Genomic DNA, 17811 nt, shown 5'->3' on the forward strand with positions numbered 1-17811 from the left:
GGCCGTCCGGGCGCGGGCCAGTTCCCGATCGACATGGGCACGCATCGCGCCCGCGACCTCCTCGATCCCGGCGGCCGCCGCGGCTTCGCCCCGTTCCCGCAGGCGGCCTGCTTCCCCGAGCAACGCCTGAAGAGGAGTCTTGAGGCCATGGGCCAGGTCCCCCGCCCGGGCCCGCGCGTTCTCGACATCCGACTCGCGCTCGGCCAGCAGCCCGTCGATTTCCGTGGCAAGCGGCTGCACTTCGCGGGGCCAGCGGGCGCCCATCCGCGCCGCGCGGTCCTTGCGCAGGGCCGAAACACGCGCGCCCAGCCGGTCGAGCGGCGAAAGCCCGAGGCTGACCTGCGCCCACTGCGCCGCGACGAGAAAGAACAGCAGAAGCCCCAGATACGGGGCCATGTCCGCGACGAAGTCACGCGTCGCGTGGTCCAGTTCGGCCACGTCCAGCGCCACGGCGGCCCGCGCCGACCCGGCCCCCAGGCGCTCGGGCAGCGCCACCGTCCGTTCCAGTACCAGCAGTTCGCCCCCGTCCGGACCGGCAAGGCGATGAACATGCGCCTCGCCTTCGCCCAGCATGTCACGCGGCAGGCGCAGGTCATGATCCCAGAGCGAGCGTGACCGCAAGAGCGATCCGCCGGCGGCAACCTGCCAGTAAAGCCCACCATATGGCCGCGCAAAGCGCGGATCCGCGGGCGGACTTGCCAGCACCAGCGCCCCGTCCCGCCGCGCCATCCCGGCCATGACCTGATCCAGATGCACCGACAGCTCGGCCAGGGCACGGCGCTCGACATGGGTGGCGAACAACTGCGCGAGCCCCGCCGCCGCCAGCCCCAGCGCCAGCAGAACGGCCGCGGCGCCCGCGGTCAGCAAACGCCATCGCAACGACAGCGCCTTCACGCACCCGCTCCTTCGAGGAAATACCCGAAACCGCGCCGCGTGCCGATCACCCCGGCCCCGAGCTTGCGCCGCAGGCGGGCGATCACGGCCTCCAGCGCGTTCGCCTCGCGCGCGTCGTCGTCGCCGTAAAGATGCTCCAGCAGCTCGGTCGGCGGGATCACCCGGTCGCGGTTGAGCGCGAGATAGGCCAGCAGACGGTATTCCAGCGCCGTCAACGCGACCGGCACGCCGCGCACCGCCGCCGTCATCCGGTTCGTGTCGAGCGTCAGATCGCCCACGTCCTGAACGGCCGTGCCGCGGCCCGCCGCCCGGCGGACGAGCGCGCGGGCCCGCGCCACCAGTTCCTCCATCCGGAACGGCTTGGGAAGGTAATCGTCGGCCCCTGCCTCGATGCCCTCGACACGTTCCTGCCAGGCGCCCCGCGCGGTCAGCACCAGCACCGGTATCTCGCGCCCGGCCGCGCGCCAGCGCTTGAGCACCGACAGCCCGTCCATCCCCGGCAATCCCAGATCGAGCACGATCAGGTCATAGCCTTCGGTATCGCCGAGAAACCAAGCCTCGTCGCCATCCGCGCAGGTTTCGGTGTGAAATCCCGCCCCGTCGAGGGCCGCGGCCACGTCGGTGGCGATCCGGGGGTCATCCTCGACCGCAAGCACGCGCATCAGTCGGCATCCCAACGGTCGTGGTCACGGTCGAGCACCCGCCCGGTCGCGCCGTCCATCTCCAGCTCGATCAACCGCCCGCCCGGCGTGAGGAGCTCGAGCTCGTATATCCAGCGGCCGTCGTCGCGCTCGAATTCCACCTCGATGACGCGTCCGGGCGTGTCGGCCCTGGCGATCGCGAGGATCCGGCCGAGCGGCAGAACCTCGCCCTGTTCGAGAGCCCGCCGCGCGCGGTCGTGGTCCTCGCGGTCCGCGACGGCAGGCACCGCCACCGCGACGGCCGCCCCGATCAGCAGCATGGAAACCAGACGTGTCATGGCCGCAGTCTCTACCGATGCGATGCTGACAGCAAGCTGACAATGGCCGTCAGGGCACCGTCAGCCGCGGCATGCCATGACGACCGGGCAGAACGCGGCACCCCGCCGCATCAAGCCAGAGGAGATTGACCATGAAAACCGTGAAACTCGCCGCCACCGCCCTCGCCGTTGCAGCCGGGCTCGCCGCAAGCGGGGTGAAAGCCTCGGACGATGAAGACCGCCAGATGACGAAGACCCCGCCCCGCGCGGAATGGATGCGCGTGGCGGAGCTGGCGCAACAGTTGGAGGCGCAGGGATACACCATCCACGAGATCGACACCGAGTACGGCGTTTACGAAGTCGAGATGACCGATGCGCAAGGGATGCGCGTCGACGCCTATCTTGACCCGGTCACCGGCAAGCCCGTGCAACGCCGGGGCGATGACGACTGATGACCGTTTCGGACAACAAGAACATGGTCCGGGTCTGGGACCCCCTGGTCCGGATCGGGCACTGGGTGCTGGTGGCGGCGTTCGCCACCGCCTACCTGACCGAAGGTGACCCCGAATGGCTGCACAGCTACGCCGGCTATGCCATCGCGGTGACATTGGGCCTGCGCGTCCTGTGGGGGCTTGTCGGGCCCCGCAGCGCCCGCTTTTCCGACTTCGTGACGGGCCCCGCGCGCGTCTTCACCTACCTGCGTGACCTCGCCGCGGGCCGGGCCACGCGGCATCTGGGCCACAGCCCGGCGGGCGGCGCCATGACGGTGGCGTTGCTGGTGATGCTGGCGCTGACGACGGTTTCCGGCATGGGCACGCTTGCCATTGAGGAGGGGCGCGGCCCGCTTGCGTGGATCGTGGCCACCGGACCGCAGGCCAGTACCGGCACGTGGGACGAAGACGCCGGGGACCATGCCGACCACCATGAAGACGAGTCCGGGGAAGCGTGGGAGGAGATCCACGAGGCGGCCGCGAACGCGACGCTTATGCTCGTCTTGCTTCACCTCGGCGGTGTCCTGTGGGCAAGCCTCGCGCATCGTGAGAACCTCGTGCGCGCGATGGTCACCGGCCGCAAACGCGCCTGAGCGCCCGCATCAGCGGACCCAAAAGAAAAGAGGGGGCCAAGGCCCCCTCAGGTTCGCGGATCGGGGTGTTGGTTCACCGCCCGAAACTGTTTGTTGCCTGTCTCCCGATCCGCTTCCGGGGCGAGCGCACCCGCCCCCGAACTCGTTCAGCTGCACCCGCTCGTGCCGCCGCAGGTATTGCACTTCATGCAGGTGCCGTTGCGCACCAGCGTGTAGTTGCCGCATTCCCCGCAGGCTTCGCCCTCGAAGCCCTGCATCCGGGCCTTGGTCGCCGCGTCGATGCCGGTGGACACCGCCGCGCCCGTTTTCGCGCCGGTGGCCGGGGCGCTGCCGCCCCGGCTCGTGCCGGGCACGAGGGTCTGGATCGCGCCGGCGGCTTCCGTTTCGTCGAACGCCGTGGCCCCCATCGACTGACCGCCGTTGAGCACGACCAGTTCCTGCGGCAGCCGCTTGCGCAGATACCCCGAGGAGCTGATCTGCTTGAGCACCTCGAGCGACTTGTTGGCCGCCGCGTCGGACATCTCCGATATGTTGGACACGCCTTCCTCTTCGCCCCGGCCCAGATCGTCGAAGGACGCGCCTTCGGGTTTCACATGGGCAAGATCGGTACGGTCGAGGTAGCTCACGGCCAGTTCACGGAAGATGTAGTCGAGGATCGAGGTCGCGTTCTTGATGCTGTCATTGCCCTGCACCATGCCCGCGGGTTCGAACTTGGTGAAGGTGAAGGCATCGACGAACTCCTCCAGCGGCACGCCGTATTGCAGGCCCACCGACACGGCGATGGCGAAGTTGTTCATCATCGCGCGGAAGCCCGCACCTTCCTTGTGCATGTCGATGAAGATCTCGCCCAGGGATCCGTCGCCGTATTCGCCGGTGCGCAGGTACACCTTGTGCCCGCCCACGATGGCCTTCTGCGTGTAGCCCTTGCGCCGCTCCGGCATTTTCTCGCGGTGCGATTTCAGCACTTCCTTGACCACGACCTTCTCGACGATCTTCTCGGCCAGTGTCGCCGCCTTTTCCCGCGTCGAGCCGGATTCCAGCACCTCGGCGGCCTCGTCGTCATCCTCCACCAGCGCGGATGCCAGCGGCTGGCTGAGCTTGGAGCCGTCGCGATACAGCGCGTTGGCCTTCACGCCGAGCGACCACGACAGTTCGTACGCCTTCTGGCAGTCCTCGATCGTGGCGTCGTTGGGCATGTTGATCGTCTTGGAAATCGCGCCCGAGATGAAGCTCTGCGCGGCGGCCATCATGCGGATGTGGCTGTCCACGTTCAGGTAGCGTGTGCCCTTCTTGCCGCAGGGATTCGCACAGTCGAAGACATGGTAATGCGCGCGGTCCAGATGCGGCGCCCCCTCCAGCGTCATGGTGCCGCAAACGTGGTCATTGGCCGCCTCGATATCCGCCTTGGAATAGCCCAGATGCGCCAGCATGTCGAAGGTCGGGTCGTTCAGCCGCTCCGCGGGAATGCCCAGCACGTTCGTGCAGAACTCGTGCCCCAGCGTCCACTGGTTGAACACGAAGCGGATGTCGAACGCGCTGCCGAGGGCGGCGTCCACCTTTTCCAACTCGTTCGGCCCGAAACCGTGCCCGGCCAGAGAGCGGTGATTGATACCCGGCGCGTTGCCGATGCTGCCGTGGCCCACGGCATAGCTGATGATCTCGCCGATCTGCGCCGGCCCGTAGCCCAGCTTTTCCAGCGCCGCCGGCACGGACTGGTTGATGATCTTGAAGTACCCGCCACCGGCGAGCTTCTTGAACTTCACCAGCGCGAAATCGGGCTCGATGCCGGTGGTGTCGCAATCCATGACCAGCCCGATCGTGCCGGTGGGCGCGATCACCGTGGCCTGCGCGTTGCGGTAGCCGTGCTTTTCGCCCATCTGCACCGCTTCGTCCCAGCTGGCCATGGCCAGCTCAGCCAGCCGCGCATCGGGGCAGTTCTTGAGGTCCAGCGGCACCGGCCGGACGGCCAGATCCTCGTACCCTTCCGACGCCCCGTAGGCGGCGTTGCGGTGGTTGCGCATGACACGCAGCATGTGCTTCTCGTTGCGCTTGTAGCCCTCGAACGCCCCGAGCTCGCCGGCCATCTCGGCCGATGTCGCGTAGGCCACCCCTGTCATGATCGCGCTCAGCGCGCCGCCCAGGGCCCGGCCCTCGTCGGAATCGTAGCCCAGCCCCATGTTCATCAACAGCCCGCCGATATTGGCATAGCCAAGGCCCAGCGTGCGGAATTCGTGGGAAAGCTGCGCGATCTCCCGGGACGGGAACTGCGCCATCATCACGCTGATCTCCAGCGTCACCGTCCACAGCCGCGTGGCGTGCATGTAGGCATCCGCGTCGAACCGGCCGTCGTGGTAGAACTGCAGCAGGTTCATGGACGCCAGGTTGCAGGCCGTGTCATCGAGGAACATGTATTCCGAGCACGGGTTCGAGCCGCGGATCTCGCCGTCTTCGGGGCATGTGTGCCACGCGTTGACCGTGTCGTGGTACTGGATGCCCGGGTCGGCGCAGGCCCACGCGGCATGGCCCACGTCCTCCCACAGGTCGCGCGCCTTGATCGTCTTGGCCACGCTGCCGTCCACGCGGTTGATCAACGCCCAGTCGTCATCGTTCTCGACGGCCTTGAGGAACGCGTCGGTGACGCGGATCGAATTGTTCGAATTCTGGCCCGAGACACTGGCATAAGCGTCCGAATCCCAGTCGGTGTCATAGGTCGGGAACTCGATCCTGTCATAGCCCTGCCGCGCGTAATCCAGCACGCGCTTGACATAGGTCTCGGGAATGCGGGCCTGCTTGGCCCCGCGGATCGCGGCCTTGAGCTGCTGGTTCCGGCCCGGGTCCACGGCGTCCTCGCCGCTGCCGTCCCACGCGCGGATCGCCGCGAAAATCTCGTTCAGCTTCAGTTCGTGCATCTTGGACCCGGCGACGATGGACGCCACCTTCTGCTCCTCGCGCACCTTCCAATTGATGAACTCCTCGATATCGGGGTGATCCGCGTCACAGATCACCATCTTGGCCGCGCGCCGCGTTGTGCCGCCCGACTTGATGGCGCCCGCCGCGCGGTCCCCGATCTTGAGGAAGCCCATCAGCCCGCTGGACTTGCCCCCGCCCGACAGCTTCTCGCCCTCGGCGCGCAGGCTGGAAAAGTTGGTGCCGGTGCCCGAGCCGTACTTGAACAGGCGTGCCTCGCGCACCCACAGGTCCATGATCCCGCCATCGCCGACCAGATCGTCGCCAACCGACTGGATGAAACAGGCATGGGGCTGCGGATGCTCGTAAGCGCTGGTGGATTTGGTCAGCTCACCGCTCTGGTAATCGACGTAGTAATGTCCCTGGCTCGGGCCGTCGATGCCATAGGCCCAGTGCAGGCCGGTGTTGAACCATTGCGGGCTGTTGGGCGCCGCCATCTGCTTGGCCAGCATGAAACGCATCTCGTCGAAATAGGCGCGCGCGTCTTCCTCGGTCGAGAAGTAGCCGCCCTTCCAGCCCCAGTAGGCCCAGGCGCCGGCCATGCGGTCAAAGACCTGCCTGGCGCTCGTCTCGCCGCCGGTGGCGTCGTTGTCGTCGGCCGCGACGGACCGCCAGAGGAACTCGGGCACACCGTCCTCGGGCACCTTCGCGAGTTTCGCCGGAACGCCGGCCTTGCGGAAATACTTCTGCGCGATCACGTCGCTGGCGACCTGGCTCCAGCCGGCCGGCACTTCGACCTCGTCGAGCCGGAAAACCGTCGTCCCGTCAGGGTTGCGTATCTCGGAACTCGTGGTCACGAATTCCAATGCTCCGTACGCGCCTTTCCCTGCCTCGGTGAATTTGCGTTCGATCTTCATTCTGGCTGCCCCATATTCAGCAAATCTGTTCCTGCGGGATCGCGCCCCGCGTCGTATCAACAGTCGGAACAAACGACCCGTAGCAACAGGCATCACCTGCTGGGTGAATGCCCGGATCCACCGTCCGGGGTCTGCCTCGTCTATCTGTCCCTGACCGCGCTTGCCGCACTAGATGTAGTGTCTGACCCGACGGCCTACACAAAGTGGCGTATTTTGCCGTCCATGGTCAACGGAAAATTTTCAGTATTTTGTATGTCCGGGCCATTGACGAACACGGCAACGCGCCGGAGCGACACCGTGGTGCGATTCCGCCCGGCGGATGCCGCGGCCAAGCCGCCGAAAGGCGCTGCGCGAAATCGGTTGTTTCACGCGGGCTTAGCCGCAACTCGTGAGAAATGACTCCAGCAAGACGCGCCCGACGCCCTTGCCGGTTGCCGCGGCGGCACCGGAACCAGGGCGGTGTCGCGGGCACGCCACACCCGGTGGCTGCACGGCCCACGCCGCCTATGGATGAGCGAACTTTTCTAAGGACTGGTCGGGGCGGCGAGATTCGAACTCACGACCCCCTGTACCCAAAACAGGTGCGCTACCAGACTGCGCCACGCCCCGGACCGTGCCGTTGTCTAGACCGCTTTTCGCGGTTTGAAAACCCCTAACAGGGCCACGCCGCGCGATCCGGATCGACGGCCGGGTGGCGCAGCTCGCTGCCTGCGTCGATGCCGATCATGTCCGCGAGACCGCCGTTGATTTCCAGAACGTACTGCACCTCGGTGCCACCGAAAAGCGGCGTGGTGTCCATCGGCGTGGCCATCTTGTGGATGCGGCCCACCGTGCCGGACGCATCCATGAAGATGATGTCCAGCGGAATCAGCGTATCCTTCATCCAGAAGCTGACTCGCCGCGGCCGCTCGTAAACGAACAGCATGCCCGCGCTGCGCGGCAGGCTTTCGCGGTTCATCAGGCCCTTGTTGCGCTCGGCCGGCGTGCGCGCCACCTCGACGGAGAAGCGCGCCTGCCCCCAGTCACCGCGCACGGTCACTTCGTCCTGCCGGCACGTGCCCGCCGACACGGCCGAGCCGGCCGCGACGGCGATGCACGTCACGACGAGCCTGATTGCCTGACTGCCAATTCCCATCCACACACCTCGGTTGCCATGCGGCCCCTCTTGCCATCGATGACGCGGATCGCCAGCGCCTCGCCCGGTTGCAGGTCTGCCAGCCCCGAGCGCCGCAACACCTCGATGTGCACGAAAACGTCCTCCTCGCGGCCGAACGTGTTCGCGAAGCCGAATCCCTTGGCCTTGTCGAACCACTTCACGCGGGCGGGTTCGAGCGGCGCGGCCTTGATGACCTCCGGATCGATTTCGTCCAGGTCCGCAAGCGCGTTGGGATCGCCGTCATCCGGCGGCTCGATCGCCAGCACGGCGACAGCCTGCAAGCCGCGCTCCGTTTCCTGCACGTCCACCTCGATGCCGGCCCGGTCGGCCACCGAACTCTGGCCGAAATTCCGCAAGACATTGGCGTGCAACAGGATGTCCGGCCCGCCCTCGGCGGCGACAACGAAGCCGAACCCCTTGACGGGATCGAACCATTTCACCCGGCCGGATATTCTGCGCGTTTCCTCGTTCTGATCGGTCAATTTGTCCTATCCAACAGCCTTCATCCCCAAGACCATTAAACTCTTGCGTCAAATCAACGCGTACTTGCAAGGGCAAATCACAGCATCTGCGCGTGCGGCACGATCCAGCGCATCACGGGTTCAACCTTTGGATATCCCACGCGTCTTCGGGCGTCTCCCGGCGCCAGACGAACCTGTCGTGCAGCCGGAAATCGCCGTCCGCCCAGAACTCGATCTCAACGGGAATGATTCTGAAACCTCCCCAAAAGGGTGGCCTGTCGGGGCTTGGACCCTTGGCCGCGGTGATCTTGGCCACCTTGGCCATCAGTTCCGCCCGCGATCCCAGCGGCCGTGACTGCCGCGATGCCCAGGCGCCAAGCCGGCTGCGCAGCGACCGGGTGTCGAAATAGGCATCCGCCTGCGGACCATCCTCGCGCTCGACATGCCCGCGGACCCGAAGCTGACGCCGCAAGGATTTCCAGTGCAGGACCATCGCGGCCTTGCCGCTCTGCGCGATCTCCTGCCCCTTGGCGCTCTCGTAGTTGGTGTAGAACACGAAGGCGCCGTCCTCGATCTCCTTGAGCAGCACCATGCGCACGTTGGGAAGCCCGGCTTCGTCGACGGTCGCCAGGGCGACCGCGTTGGGATCGTTGATCTCGCTCTCTTCGGCCTCGGCAAGCCAGCCGCGGGCGATCTCGAAGGGGTCGTCGCCCGCGAATTTCCCGTGTCTGTCCATCCCTACCCCCATCGCCTGCGCCCGTGCGTTTTCCTGTCGTCCGGCAGTCGACAGCGCGCGGGCCGCACTTGCCGTTCCGGATTTGCCAATTTAGACCCGCTGCTTGGACGCCTTTCCCTTGAAGCAGACAGGCCGATCGCCTAAAGACACCGAGACAAGATATTGTGCCGGGGTCTGAAAATGTCAAACGAACTGATGGCGGGCAAGCGCGGGCTGATCATGGGGTTGGCCAACGACAAGTCCATTGCCTGGGGCATCGCGCAGGCCTGCGCGGATGCCGGCGCCGAGCTCGCTTTCTCCTACCAGGGTGACGCGCTCGGAAAGCGCGTCGAACCACTGGCGCGGGAACTGGGCTCGGACCTCGTCCTGTCCTGTGACGTGGCCGACATGTCCTCGATCGAGGCGCTGTTCGACGCGCTGGAGGCCCGGTGGGGCCGGCTGGATTTCATCGTCCACGCGATCGGCTTTTCCGACAAGTCCGAACTGCGCGGCCGCTACGTGGATACCAGCCGCGAAAACTTCCTCAGGACGATGGACATCAGCTGCTACAGTTTCACCGCCGTGATGCAGCGGGCCGCCAGGCTCATGCCCGACGGCGGCAGCGCCCTGACGCTGACATATTACGGGGCCGAGCAGGTCATGCCGCATTACAACGTGATGGGAGTGGCCAAGGCCGCGCTGGAGGCCTCGGTGATGTACATGGCCGAGGACCTCGGCCGCGACGGCATCCGCGTCAACGCGATCAGCGCCGGCCCCATCCGCACGCTGGCGGCAAGCGGGATCGGCGATTTCCGCTATATCCTCAAGTGGAACGAGCTGAACTCCCCCCTGCGTCGCAACGTGACGATCGAGGACGTGGGCAAATCGGCGCTCTACCTTCTCAGTGACCTCGGCAGCGGCACCACCGGTGAAACCCTGCATGTCGACGCGGGATACCACGTGGTCGGCATGAAGGCCGTGGACGCGCCGGACATCGATGCGACCAGCTAGGCCCGGGGCCTATCGCGCACCGGCCCGCCATGGCGCCGAGGCGCAGCGCGGCGCGCCCCGATACGTCGGCCGCCACGTGCGACAGATGAAAGGACCCGCCCGATGACCGACCGCTTGCCCCACGAGAAAGGCTTTCACGTCAGCTGGGACCAGCTTCACAGGGATGCCCGCGCACTGGCATGGCGCCTGCAGGCCCACGGGCCCGAGGATGGCGGCTGGCGCATGGTCGTGGCGATCACGCGCGGCGGCATGGCGCCGGCGATGATCGTCGCCCGCGAACTGGACATCCGAACCGTGGACACGATCAGCGTCAAGTCGTACAATCACCAGACCCAAGGCGAACCCGTCGTGATAAAAGCGCCCGACATGGGCCTTGTGGGGGATGGCAAGGGCGTGCTCATCGTGGATGATCTGGTGGATACCGGGCGCACGCTGGAAGTCGTGCGCAAGACGATGCCCAAGGCCCACGTGGCCACCGTCTATGCCAAGCCCATGGGGCGCGAGCAGGTGGATACTTTCGTCACCGAGGTCAGCCAGGACACGTGGATCTTCTTTCCGTGGGACATGGCCCTGCAATACGTCGAACCGTATCGCGGCACCTGACCGCGCAGCGCCGAGGACAGGCACATGACATCATGCCCCCGCACCGCCACCACCTTCGCGCCGCCCGTGATGCAGGCGCGGCAATGGTTGGCCGACACACCCGTCCCGCGGGGCCTTGACCTCATCAACGTCAGCCAGGCCGCGCCCGTCGACCCGCCCCCGGCCGGGCTGCGGCAGGCCATCGCCGACGCGGCGCTTTCCGATCCGTCGGCGCATCTCTACGGCGCGGTTCTGGGCCGCGACGACCTGCGCGAGGAAATCGCGCATCAATGGTCGCGTGCCTATGGCGGCCGCATCGGCCACGCGCAGGTCGCCATCACGTCGGGGTGCAATCAGGCGTTTTGCGCGGCCGTCGCCGCGCTGTGCGGCGAGGGCGACGAGGTGATCCTGCCCATGCCGTGGTATTTCAACCACAAGATGTGGCTTGACATGGCCGGCGTCCGCACCGTCCCCCTGCCCGCCGGCGCGGAGCTGCTGCCGGACCCGGCGGAGGCCGAGGCGCGCATCACCGACCGGACCCGCGCCATCGTGCTCGTGACGCCGAACAACCCCGGCGGCGTGGAATACCCCGCAGACCTGGTGCACGCGTTCCACGGCCTGGCACAGGCCCGCGGGCTACGCCTGATCATCGACGAGACCTACAGGGACTTCGACGCGCGCCCCGCGGCACCGCATGACCTCTTTGCCGATCCCGGCTGGGCGGACACGCTGGTGCACCTCTATTCGTTTTCCAAGGCGTACCGGCTGACCGGGCATCGCGTGGGCGCGATGGTGGCCGGGCCGGACCTTCTGGCCGAGGCCGAGAAGTTTCTCGACACGGTGACGATCTGCCCCAACCAGCTTGGCCAGATCGCCGCGCTGTGGGGGATGCGCAACCTTGGCGACTGGCTCGCGGGGGAACGCGCCGAGATCCTCGACCGCCGTGCCGCGATCGAGGACGCCATGCCAAGGCTCACCGACGCGGGCTGGCACCTGCTGGGCTGCGGTGCCTATTTCGCCTACCTGCGCCATCCGTTCGACATGTCCTCGGACACGCTGGCGCCGCGTCTGCTGGGCGACGCGGGCGTGCTGCTGCTGCCGGGCACGATGTTCCGCCCCGCCGGCGATCCGGCCGGCCGGCATGAGGTCCGCATCGCCTTCGCCAACGTGACCCGCCCCCAGATCGGGATGCTTTTCGATCGGCTGGCCGGGCTGGGCTGGCCCCTTGCCCCCGGCGCGGCGGGCGCGTAGACAGACGCGACCAACGCGTTTTCAAGCCAATCCACCGGGGGGCCGCATGGCGGGCAGCAACAGTATCACCAAAACCCTTGTCTGGATCCTGATGGGCCTTCTGATACTGGGTCTCGGCGGTTTCGGCGTGACCAACCTGTCGGGCACGGCACGCAACGTCGGCACCGTGGGCGACACCGATATCGAGCTTCAGGAATATGCCCGCACGCTGCAACGGGAAATCCGCGCGTTGCAGGCGGAACGGGGCGAGCCCGTCAGCTTTGCCCAGGCCCGCGCCGAAGGCATCGACCAGGCCGTGCTGGGCCGCTTGGTCGCGCAGGCCGCGCTGAATGACGAAACGCGGCGCATGGGGATCTCGATCGGCGATGAAAATCTGCGCGACCAGATCCTCGGCATACAATCCTTCCAGGGCGTCGACGGTGAGTTCGACCGCGAATTCTATGCCTTCGCGCTGGAGCAGCAAGGGCTTTCGGAGGCTGAGTTCGAACAGGACATCCGCGCGGAAACCGCCCGCACCCTGCTGCAAGCTGCCGTCGTTACCGGGGCCGCGGCCCCGTCGGGCTACGTGGATGCCATGGTGGCCTTCCTTGCCGAACGGCGCAGCGTCACGTGGGCCACGCTCTCGCGGGACGATCTGGCAACCGGCCTGCCGGTGCCGACCGAGGAGCAGCTTCGCGCGTATCACCAGTCGAACGAAGCGCGTTTCACCACGCCCGAGACCAAGGTGATCACCTATGCATGGCTGACGCCGGACATGGTCCTCGACACGGTCGAACTGGACGAGCAGGCGCTGCGCGAGGCCTACGAGGCGCGATCGGAGGAATTCAACACGCCCGAGAAACGACTGGTCGAACGGCTTGCCTTTGCCGACGAGGCCGCGGCCCGCGATGCGCTGACCCGGATCGAGGACGGCGAGAGCTTCGACACGCTGGTCGAGGACCGCGGCCTGCGGTTGGCCGACGTCGATCTGGGCGACGTTTCCCGCGACGACCTGGGCGCCGCCGCCGAAACGGTCTTCGACGCCGCGGCCGGCGAGGTCGTCGGCCCTGCGCCCAGTACGGTGGGCCCCGCGCTCTACCGCGTCAATGCCGTGCTTGCCGCCCGGCAGACCAGCTTCGAGGAGGCGAAACCCCTCCTGCGCGAGGATCTCGCGGCCGACCGGGCCCGCCGGGTCGTGGACAACCGGATCGAGGAAATCGACAACCTGCTGGCCGGCGGCGCCACGATCGAGGATCTGGCGGCGGAAACGGCCATGCAGCTCGGACAGATCGACTGGCACCCCGACGAGACCACCGGCATTGCCGCCTACGATTCCTTCCGCCGCGCCGCGGCCGAGGTCACGGCCGAGGATTACCCGGAAGTCGAGCAGCTGGAGGATGCCGGGATTTTCGCGCTGCGGCTCGACGATGTCATCCCCCCCGAGGTCATGCCGCTGGAAGAGGTGCGCGACGCGGTCGAGCGGGGCTGGCGGCGGCAGGCGACGGTCGAGGCCCTGCGCGACCAGGCGCAGGACTATCTGCCGCAGCTCGAAACCGGCACGCCGTTCGACGCGCTCGGCCTTGCGACCGAAAGCGTGACGGACCTCACCCGCCGCGGGTTCCAGGCGAACACGCCGGCCGGGTTCATCGACGCCGTCTTCTCGATGCAGCAAGGCGATGCGCGGCTGCTCGACGGCGCCGGTCAGGTGCTGGTCCTGCGTCTCGACGACATCGCGCCGCCCGACACCGGCAATCCCGATGTCGCCGCGCTGCGCGACACGATCAGGGAACGTGCCTCGGGCGCGCTTGCCGGGGATCTGTTCCAGGCGCTCGTCAACGACATCCGTCAGCGCGTCGGCGTGACCATCGACCAGCAGGCGCTGAACGCGGTGCACTCGAACTTCCAGTGACGGAGCCACGCGGTTTGGAACTGACCCCCACTTTCGACGATTTCGCCCGCGGCTACGAGGCCGGGGAGAACCAGCTGGTGTTCACCCGCCTTGCCGCCGACCTCGACACGCCGGTCTCGCTGATGCTCAAGCTCACGGGCGCGGCGCGCGACGCCTTCGTGCTCGAATCCGTCACCGGCGGCGAGGTGCGCGGGCGCTACTCGATCATCGGGATGAAACCCGATATCGTCTGGCAGTGCCACGGCGACAACAGCCGCATCAACCGGCAGGCCCGGTTCGACGACACGGCGTTCGAGCCACAGCCCGGCGACCCGCTCTCTAACTTGCGCGCGCTCATCGCCGAAAGCCGCATCGACCTGCCCGAGGACCTGCCCGCCGCCAGCGCCGGGCTCTTCGGCTATCTGGGCTATGACATGATCCGGCTGGTCGAGCACTTGCCGGACGTGCCCCCCGATCCGCTGGGGCTGCCCGACGCGACGCTGCTGCGCCCGTCGGTCGTCGCCGTGCTCGACGGCGTCAAGGGCGAGGTCATCGTCGTCGCACCGGCGTGGGTGGCGTCGGGGCTATCCGCCAAGGCCGCCTACGCGCAGGCCGCCGAACGGGTGATGGACGCCGTCCGTGACCTTGACCGCGCCCTGCCGCAGGCCAGCCGCGGGCTGGGCGAGGCCAGCGAAAGCGGCGCGCCGGTGTCCAATTTCACCCGCGAGGGCTACAAGCAGGCCGTCGAGACGGCCAAGGAATACATCCGCGCCGGGGACATCTTCCAGGTGGTGCCCTCGCAGCGATGGACACAGGATTTCCGCCAGCCGCCCTTCTCGCTCTACCGCTCGCTCCGGCGCACCAACCCGTCGCCCTTCATGTTCTATTTCAATTTCGGCGGTTTCCAGGTCGTCGGCGCAAGCCCGGAAATCCTCGTGCGTGTCTTCGGGTCGGAGGTGACGATCCGGCCCATCGCCGGCACGCGCCCGCGCGGACAGACCCCCGGGGAGGATCGCGCCAACGAGGCCGATCTGCTCGCCGACACCAAGGAACGGGCCGAACACCTGATGCTGCTCGATCTGGGCCGCAATGACGTGGGCCGCGTGGCGCGGGTCGGCACCGTACGGCCCACCGAGGAATTCATCATCGAACGCTACAGCCACGTGATGCATATCGTCTCCAACGTGGTGGGCGAACTTGCCGAGGGTCAGGATTCGCTCTCGGCCCTTCTGGCCGGCCTGCCCGCCGGAACGGTGTCGGGCGCGCCCAAGGTGCGGGCGATGGAAATCATCGACGCGCTGGAGCCCGAGAAGCGTGGCGTCTACGGCGGCGGTGTCGGGTATTTCAGCGCCGGCGGCGACATGGACATCTGCATCGCGTTGCGCACGGCCGTGGTGAAGGATGACAAGCTCTACATCCAGGCCGGCGGCGGCGTCGTCCATGACAGCGACCCCGAGGCCGAGTACATGGAAACCGTCCACAAGTCCAACGCCATCCGCCGCGCCGCGGCCGACGCGGCCCGCTTCGCCGGCGACGGCTGACAGGCCGGCCGGACATCCGGTTGATCCGTGTCAAAGATCCAGACAGGAATCGCCTTTAAGCGTGTTGTATTCGCATTATTGAATGTCACCACGAAAGGAGACGCATCATGCCAAGCCCGAGCCGCTTTCTCACCACCTCCGCCCTTGCATTGGGCCTTGCCTTGTTCCTGCCCGCCGCCAGCCATGCAGATGACCACGGAATGACCATCGAGACCTCCGTTGTCGAAGCGGAGCTTGCCAAGAAAAAGATCAACAAGGTCGGCAACTACATCACCGCCGAGGAAACGATCGCGCTGATGGCCGAGCGTGACGATGTGGCGCTCGTGGACGTGCGCAGCCCCGCCGAAACGATGCTGGTGGGCTACCCAACGGCGGCCGATGCCAACATCCCGTTCAAGATGATCGACCCGGCGTATCCCTTCAACGCCGAGAAGGGCCGCTACAAGATGAAGTCGAACCCGAACTTCATGAGCGAAATGAAGACGTTCATCTCCGAACATGACCCGGCGGCCGTGCTGATCATCTGCCGCTCCGGCGGGCGCAGCGCACGGGCGGTCGATGCGCTCTTTGACGCGGGCGTGGACACACCGGCCTACACCGTCGTGGATGGCTTCGAAGGCGACAAGAACGCCGACGGCAAGAGAGAGGTCAACGGCTGGAAGAATGCCGGCGGCGAATGGACCTACAAGCTGCGCGAAGGCTTCTGGCCCGCCGCATCGAGGTAACCCTTGCCAGCCGTGGCCGCTTGTTCCATCAGGCGGCCATGGCGCGGCTCATCCTCTTCAACAAGCCCCACGGCGTCCTGTCGCAATTCACCGACAGGGCCGGCGCGGGCGCGCCCCGGCAGACCTTGTCGGATTTCATCGACCTGCCCGGCATCTACCCGGCGGGCCGGCTCGACCGCGACAGCGAAGGGCTGCTTCTGCTGACCGATGACGGCCGCCTGCAGGCCCGCATCTCCCGGCCGCGGCGCAAGATGCCCAAGACATACCTCGTGCAGGTCGAGGGCATCCCGGACGATGCCGCGCTCGACGCGCTGCGTGGCGGCCTCGCGCTCAAGGACGGGCCGACACGCCCCGCCCGCGCCGACCGCATCGATCCGCCCGACCTGTGGCCCCGCGACCCGCCGGTGCGCTACCGCAAGACCGTGTCGGATTGCTGGCTGCGCCTCACCATCACCGAGGGGCGCAACCGGCAGGTCCGGCGGATGACGGCCCATCTCGGCCACCCGACCCTCAGGCTGGTCCGCTGGCAGGTCGGGCCGTGGCGGCTTGACGGCATCGCGCCCGGCACGTGGTGCACCGCACGTCCCGACCGGCCCCGGTCACGGGGCTGATCCGTCGTACCCGCCCCCGGAAAGGCTGCTTCTTCTCGGTGAAAATACCCTCGCCGAAGGCGTCCGGGCGGCGCCACACGCCCCTTGCCCCGGCCCTTCCGGCACCACCGGTCCCGGCAGGCCCGCGCGGCTCAGTCCTGCGTGAGGATGGCCGAAACCGGCGCCAGCGCCACGCGGCTCGCGCGGTCCTGCAGGCCCCACAGGATCAGGGCCGATACCGTTTCGGCGCGCAGGCGCCCCAGCATGATGACGCCGCCGTCCTCCTGCCCCGCGCGGAACGCGGCCTGGTCGAGGAACCGGCGGATGACGGTGGCGTCCTGCCCCTTCGAATCGAAGTCCCGGAAAACCGTGGCCGCGGGCACCCCCTGCCGTTCGGCCAGCTTCCGCACCGTGTTCAGCCCCTGCGGCAGCAGGACCAGCCCGTGCCCGCTGTCCAGCAGGATCGGCGCAAGCTGCTCGGCCGCGGCGCGGTTTTCCTGCAGCCCCGTGCCCGTTCCCTCGATCACGGCGACGGCGCCGGGCACGGCCCCGAGCAGGCCCTGCATGGCAACCTCGGTATCGCGCGGCCCCGCCCCGGGCGGCAGGTTGGTCAGCGCCAGAACCTCGAACCCGGCGTCGCGGTACTCGCGCGCGGCCGCCGCCGCGCCCGGCCAGCTCGCGTCGATGGCGAAGCTGACCGGGTAGGGAAAGCTGCCGAGCGCATCCAGCCCCACCGGGGACGTGCCGTCGTCGATCAGCACGATCGACATCAACGGCTTGCCCTCCGGGTTCTCGAAAGGCACGGCGAAACGGTCCAACGGGCGCGCGGATGGCGCCGCGGCATTGTCATCGCCGGGTGCCTCGCGCAGCGACGGCAGCCTGTCGGTGGTCACCTCGGGGGCAAGGTCCGCGATCGTCCCGCTAGCTTGCGCGCCGCGATCCGCGCCGCCCCCGGACCCGGGAAAGGCGCTGTCCTCCTCGGTGATCTCGGGCTGCACCGGCTGGGCGGGCTCGGTGGAAATGGACAGGTCGCTTTCGGCGCCCGGCGCCTCGGGCGGCATCGCCTGCGGGCTCGGCAGGACCGGGCTATCGTCCTCCACGACGACGCCGGGTTCGGCCGTGCCGGTCTCCGGCGCCGGCATCGCGTCCTCC

Annotated in this window: 16 protein-coding genes, 1 tRNA gene and 3 pseudogenes; 10 read left to right on the forward strand and 10 right to left on the reverse strand. The window is 67.5% G+C overall.

Annotated features, from left to right (window positions below; all coding sequences use genetic code 11):
- From ACH107_RS21165 to ACH107_RS21175, 3 genes and pseudogenes are all read right to left on the reverse strand, one after another.
- Positions 1–894: pseudogene (locus ACH107_RS21165) on the reverse strand (sensor histidine kinase); the annotation flags it as partial.
- Positions 891–1556 carry a response regulator transcription factor gene (locus ACH107_RS21170; RefSeq protein ID WP_412507492.1) on the reverse strand — a complete coding sequence of 222 codons (666 nt, stop codon included), beginning with the start codon at positions 1554–1556 and terminating at the stop codon, positions 891–893. The gene ACH107_RS21170 and the pseudogene ACH107_RS21165, both read right to left, overlap by 4 nt.
- Positions 1556–1873 carry a PepSY domain-containing protein gene (locus ACH107_RS21175; RefSeq protein WP_412507493.1) on the reverse strand — a complete coding sequence of 106 codons (318 nt, stop codon included), beginning with the start codon at positions 1871–1873 and terminating at the stop codon, positions 1556–1558. Before ACH107_RS21175 ends, ACH107_RS21170 begins: the two co-directional genes overlap by 1 nt.
- Positions 1874–2004: 131 nt before the next feature.
- Here ACH107_RS21175 and ACH107_RS21180 point away from each other — a divergent pair, with 131 nt between their 5' ends.
- Positions 2005–2304, forward strand: coding sequence for a PepSY domain-containing protein (locus ACH107_RS21180; protein ID WP_412507494.1), 300 nt, complete (start codon positions 2005–2007; stop codon positions 2302–2304).
- Positions 2304–2936, forward strand: coding sequence for a cytochrome b/b6 domain-containing protein (locus ACH107_RS21185; protein WP_412507495.1), 633 nt, complete (start codon positions 2304–2306; stop codon positions 2934–2936). Before ACH107_RS21180 ends, ACH107_RS21185 begins: the two co-directional genes overlap by 1 nt.
- Before the next feature lie 146 nt (positions 2937–3082).
- Here the strand turns inward: ACH107_RS21185 and ACH107_RS21190 are convergent, their stop codons facing one another.
- From ACH107_RS21190 to ACH107_RS21205, 4 genes are all read right to left on the reverse strand, one after another.
- Positions 3083–6760 carry a vitamin B12-dependent ribonucleotide reductase gene (locus ACH107_RS21190; RefSeq protein ID WP_412507496.1) on the reverse strand — a complete coding sequence of 1226 codons (3678 nt, stop codon included), beginning with the start codon at positions 6758–6760 and terminating at the stop codon, positions 3083–3085.
- A gap of 532 nt (positions 6761–7292) precedes the next feature.
- A tRNA-Pro gene (locus tag ACH107_RS21195) sits at positions 7293–7369 on the reverse strand.
- Positions 7370–7412: 43 nt separating this feature from the next.
- Positions 7413–7862, reverse strand: a complete 450-nt coding sequence (locus ACH107_RS21200) for a DUF192 domain-containing protein (RefSeq protein WP_412507497.1) — start codon at positions 7860–7862, stop codon at positions 7413–7415.
- Complete coding sequence (locus ACH107_RS21205; protein ID WP_412507506.1) at positions 7859–8077, reverse strand: cold-shock protein; 219 nt, start codon at positions 8075–8077, stop codon at positions 7859–7861. Before ACH107_RS21205 ends, ACH107_RS21200 begins: the two co-directional genes overlap by 4 nt.
- A gap of 28 nt (positions 8078–8105) precedes the next feature.
- Between ACH107_RS21205 and ACH107_RS21210 the strand changes: the two are divergent.
- A pseudogene (locus ACH107_RS21210) lies at positions 8106–8174 on the forward strand (hypothetical protein); the annotation flags it as partial.
- A 14-nt stretch (positions 8175–8188) separates the two neighbouring features.
- Here ACH107_RS21210 and ACH107_RS21215 read toward each other — a convergent pair.
- A pseudogene (locus tag ACH107_RS21215) lies at positions 8189–8356 on the reverse strand (cold-shock protein); the annotation flags it as partial.
- Between the two features lie 154 nt (positions 8357–8510).
- Positions 8511–9113 (reverse strand): pyridoxamine 5'-phosphate oxidase, encoded by a 603-nt coding sequence (gene pdxH / locus ACH107_RS21220; RefSeq protein WP_412507498.1) that lies wholly within the window; start codon positions 9111–9113, stop codon positions 8511–8513.
- A gap of 180 nt (positions 9114–9293) precedes the next feature.
- Here pdxH and fabI point away from each other — a divergent pair, with 180 nt between their 5' ends.
- The 7 genes from fabI (at position 9294) to ACH107_RS21255 (ending at position 16680) form a co-directional block, all read left to right on the forward strand.
- Positions 9294–10103: an enoyl-ACP reductase FabI gene (gene fabI / locus ACH107_RS21225; RefSeq protein WP_412507499.1), complete on the forward strand. Its 810-nt coding sequence runs from the start codon at positions 9294–9296 to the stop codon at positions 10101–10103.
- Positions 10104–10205: 102 nt separating this feature from the next.
- Positions 10206–10706 carry a xanthine phosphoribosyltransferase gene (gpt, locus tag ACH107_RS21230; RefSeq protein ID WP_412507500.1) on the forward strand — a complete coding sequence of 167 codons (501 nt, stop codon included), beginning with the start codon at positions 10206–10208 and terminating at the stop codon, positions 10704–10706.
- 24 nt (positions 10707–10730) lie between these two features.
- The gene (locus tag ACH107_RS21235) at positions 10731–11936 is read left to right on the forward strand and encodes an aminotransferase (protein WP_412507501.1); all 1206 of its coding nucleotides are present in this window, start codon (positions 10731–10733) and stop codon (positions 11934–11936) included.
- A 46-nt stretch (positions 11937–11982) separates the two neighbouring features.
- Entirely contained in the window at positions 11983–13824 is a 1842-nt protein-coding gene (locus ACH107_RS21240; protein WP_412507502.1) for a SurA N-terminal domain-containing protein, read from the forward strand.
- 14 nt (positions 13825–13838) lie between these two features.
- Positions 13839–15344 carry an anthranilate synthase component I gene (gene trpE, locus ACH107_RS21245; protein ID WP_412507503.1) on the forward strand — a complete coding sequence of 502 codons (1506 nt, stop codon included), beginning with the start codon at positions 13839–13841 and terminating at the stop codon, positions 15342–15344.
- Between the two features lie 107 nt (positions 15345–15451).
- Positions 15452–16069, forward strand: a complete 618-nt coding sequence (locus ACH107_RS21250; RefSeq protein ID WP_412507504.1) for a rhodanese-like domain-containing protein — start codon at positions 15452–15454, stop codon at positions 16067–16069.
- Positions 16070–16107: 38 nt separating this feature from the next.
- Positions 16108–16680, forward strand: coding sequence for a pseudouridine synthase (locus ACH107_RS21255; protein ID WP_412507507.1), 573 nt, complete (start codon positions 16108–16110; stop codon positions 16678–16680).
- 131 nt (positions 16681–16811) lie between these two features.
- On the opposite strand, the gene ACH107_RS21260 is transcribed toward ACH107_RS21255, so the two are convergent.
- A partial coding sequence (locus tag ACH107_RS21260; RefSeq protein ID WP_412507505.1) for a divergent polysaccharide deacetylase family protein occupies positions 16812–17811 on the reverse strand: 1000 nt, incomplete at its 5' end.

The sequence above is a fragment of the Roseovarius halophilus (ex Wu et al. 2025) genome (assembly GCF_047086965.1).

Excerpts from the sequence above, each read along its gene's own strand:
- ACH107_RS21170 (WP_412507492.1), bottom strand. The coding sequence starts at position 1,556 with ATGCGCGTGCTTGCGGTCGAGGATGACCCCCGGATCGCCACCGACGTG.
- ACH107_RS21175 (WP_412507493.1), bottom strand. The coding sequence starts at position 1,873 with ATGACACGTCTGGTTTCCATGCTGCTGATCGGGGCGGCCGTCGCGGTG.
- ACH107_RS21180 (WP_412507494.1), top strand. The coding sequence starts at position 2,005 with ATGAAAACCGTGAAACTCGCCGCCACCGCCCTCGCCGTTGCAGCCGGG.
- ACH107_RS21185 (WP_412507495.1), top strand. The coding sequence starts at position 2,304 with ATGACCGTTTCGGACAACAAGAACATGGTCCGGGTCTGGGACCCCCTG.
- ACH107_RS21190 (WP_412507496.1), bottom strand. The coding sequence starts at position 6,760 with ATGAAGATCGAACGCAAATTCACCGAGGCAGGGAAAGGCGCGTACGGA.
- pdxH (WP_412507498.1), bottom strand. The coding sequence starts at position 9,113 with ATGGACAGACACGGGAAATTCGCGGGCGACGACCCCTTCGAGATCGCC.
- fabI (WP_412507499.1), top strand. The coding sequence starts at position 9,294 with ATGTCAAACGAACTGATGGCGGGCAAGCGCGGGCTGATCATGGGGTTG.
- gpt (WP_412507500.1), top strand. The coding sequence starts at position 10,206 with ATGACCGACCGCTTGCCCCACGAGAAAGGCTTTCACGTCAGCTGGGAC.
- ACH107_RS21235 (WP_412507501.1), top strand. The coding sequence starts at position 10,731 with ATGACATCATGCCCCCGCACCGCCACCACCTTCGCGCCGCCCGTGATG.
- ACH107_RS21240 (WP_412507502.1), top strand. The coding sequence starts at position 11,983 with ATGGCGGGCAGCAACAGTATCACCAAAACCCTTGTCTGGATCCTGATG.
- ACH107_RS21250 (WP_412507504.1), top strand. The coding sequence starts at position 15,452 with ATGCCAAGCCCGAGCCGCTTTCTCACCACCTCCGCCCTTGCATTGGGC.
- ACH107_RS21255 (WP_412507507.1), top strand. The coding sequence starts at position 16,108 with ATGGCGCGGCTCATCCTCTTCAACAAGCCCCACGGCGTCCTGTCGCAA.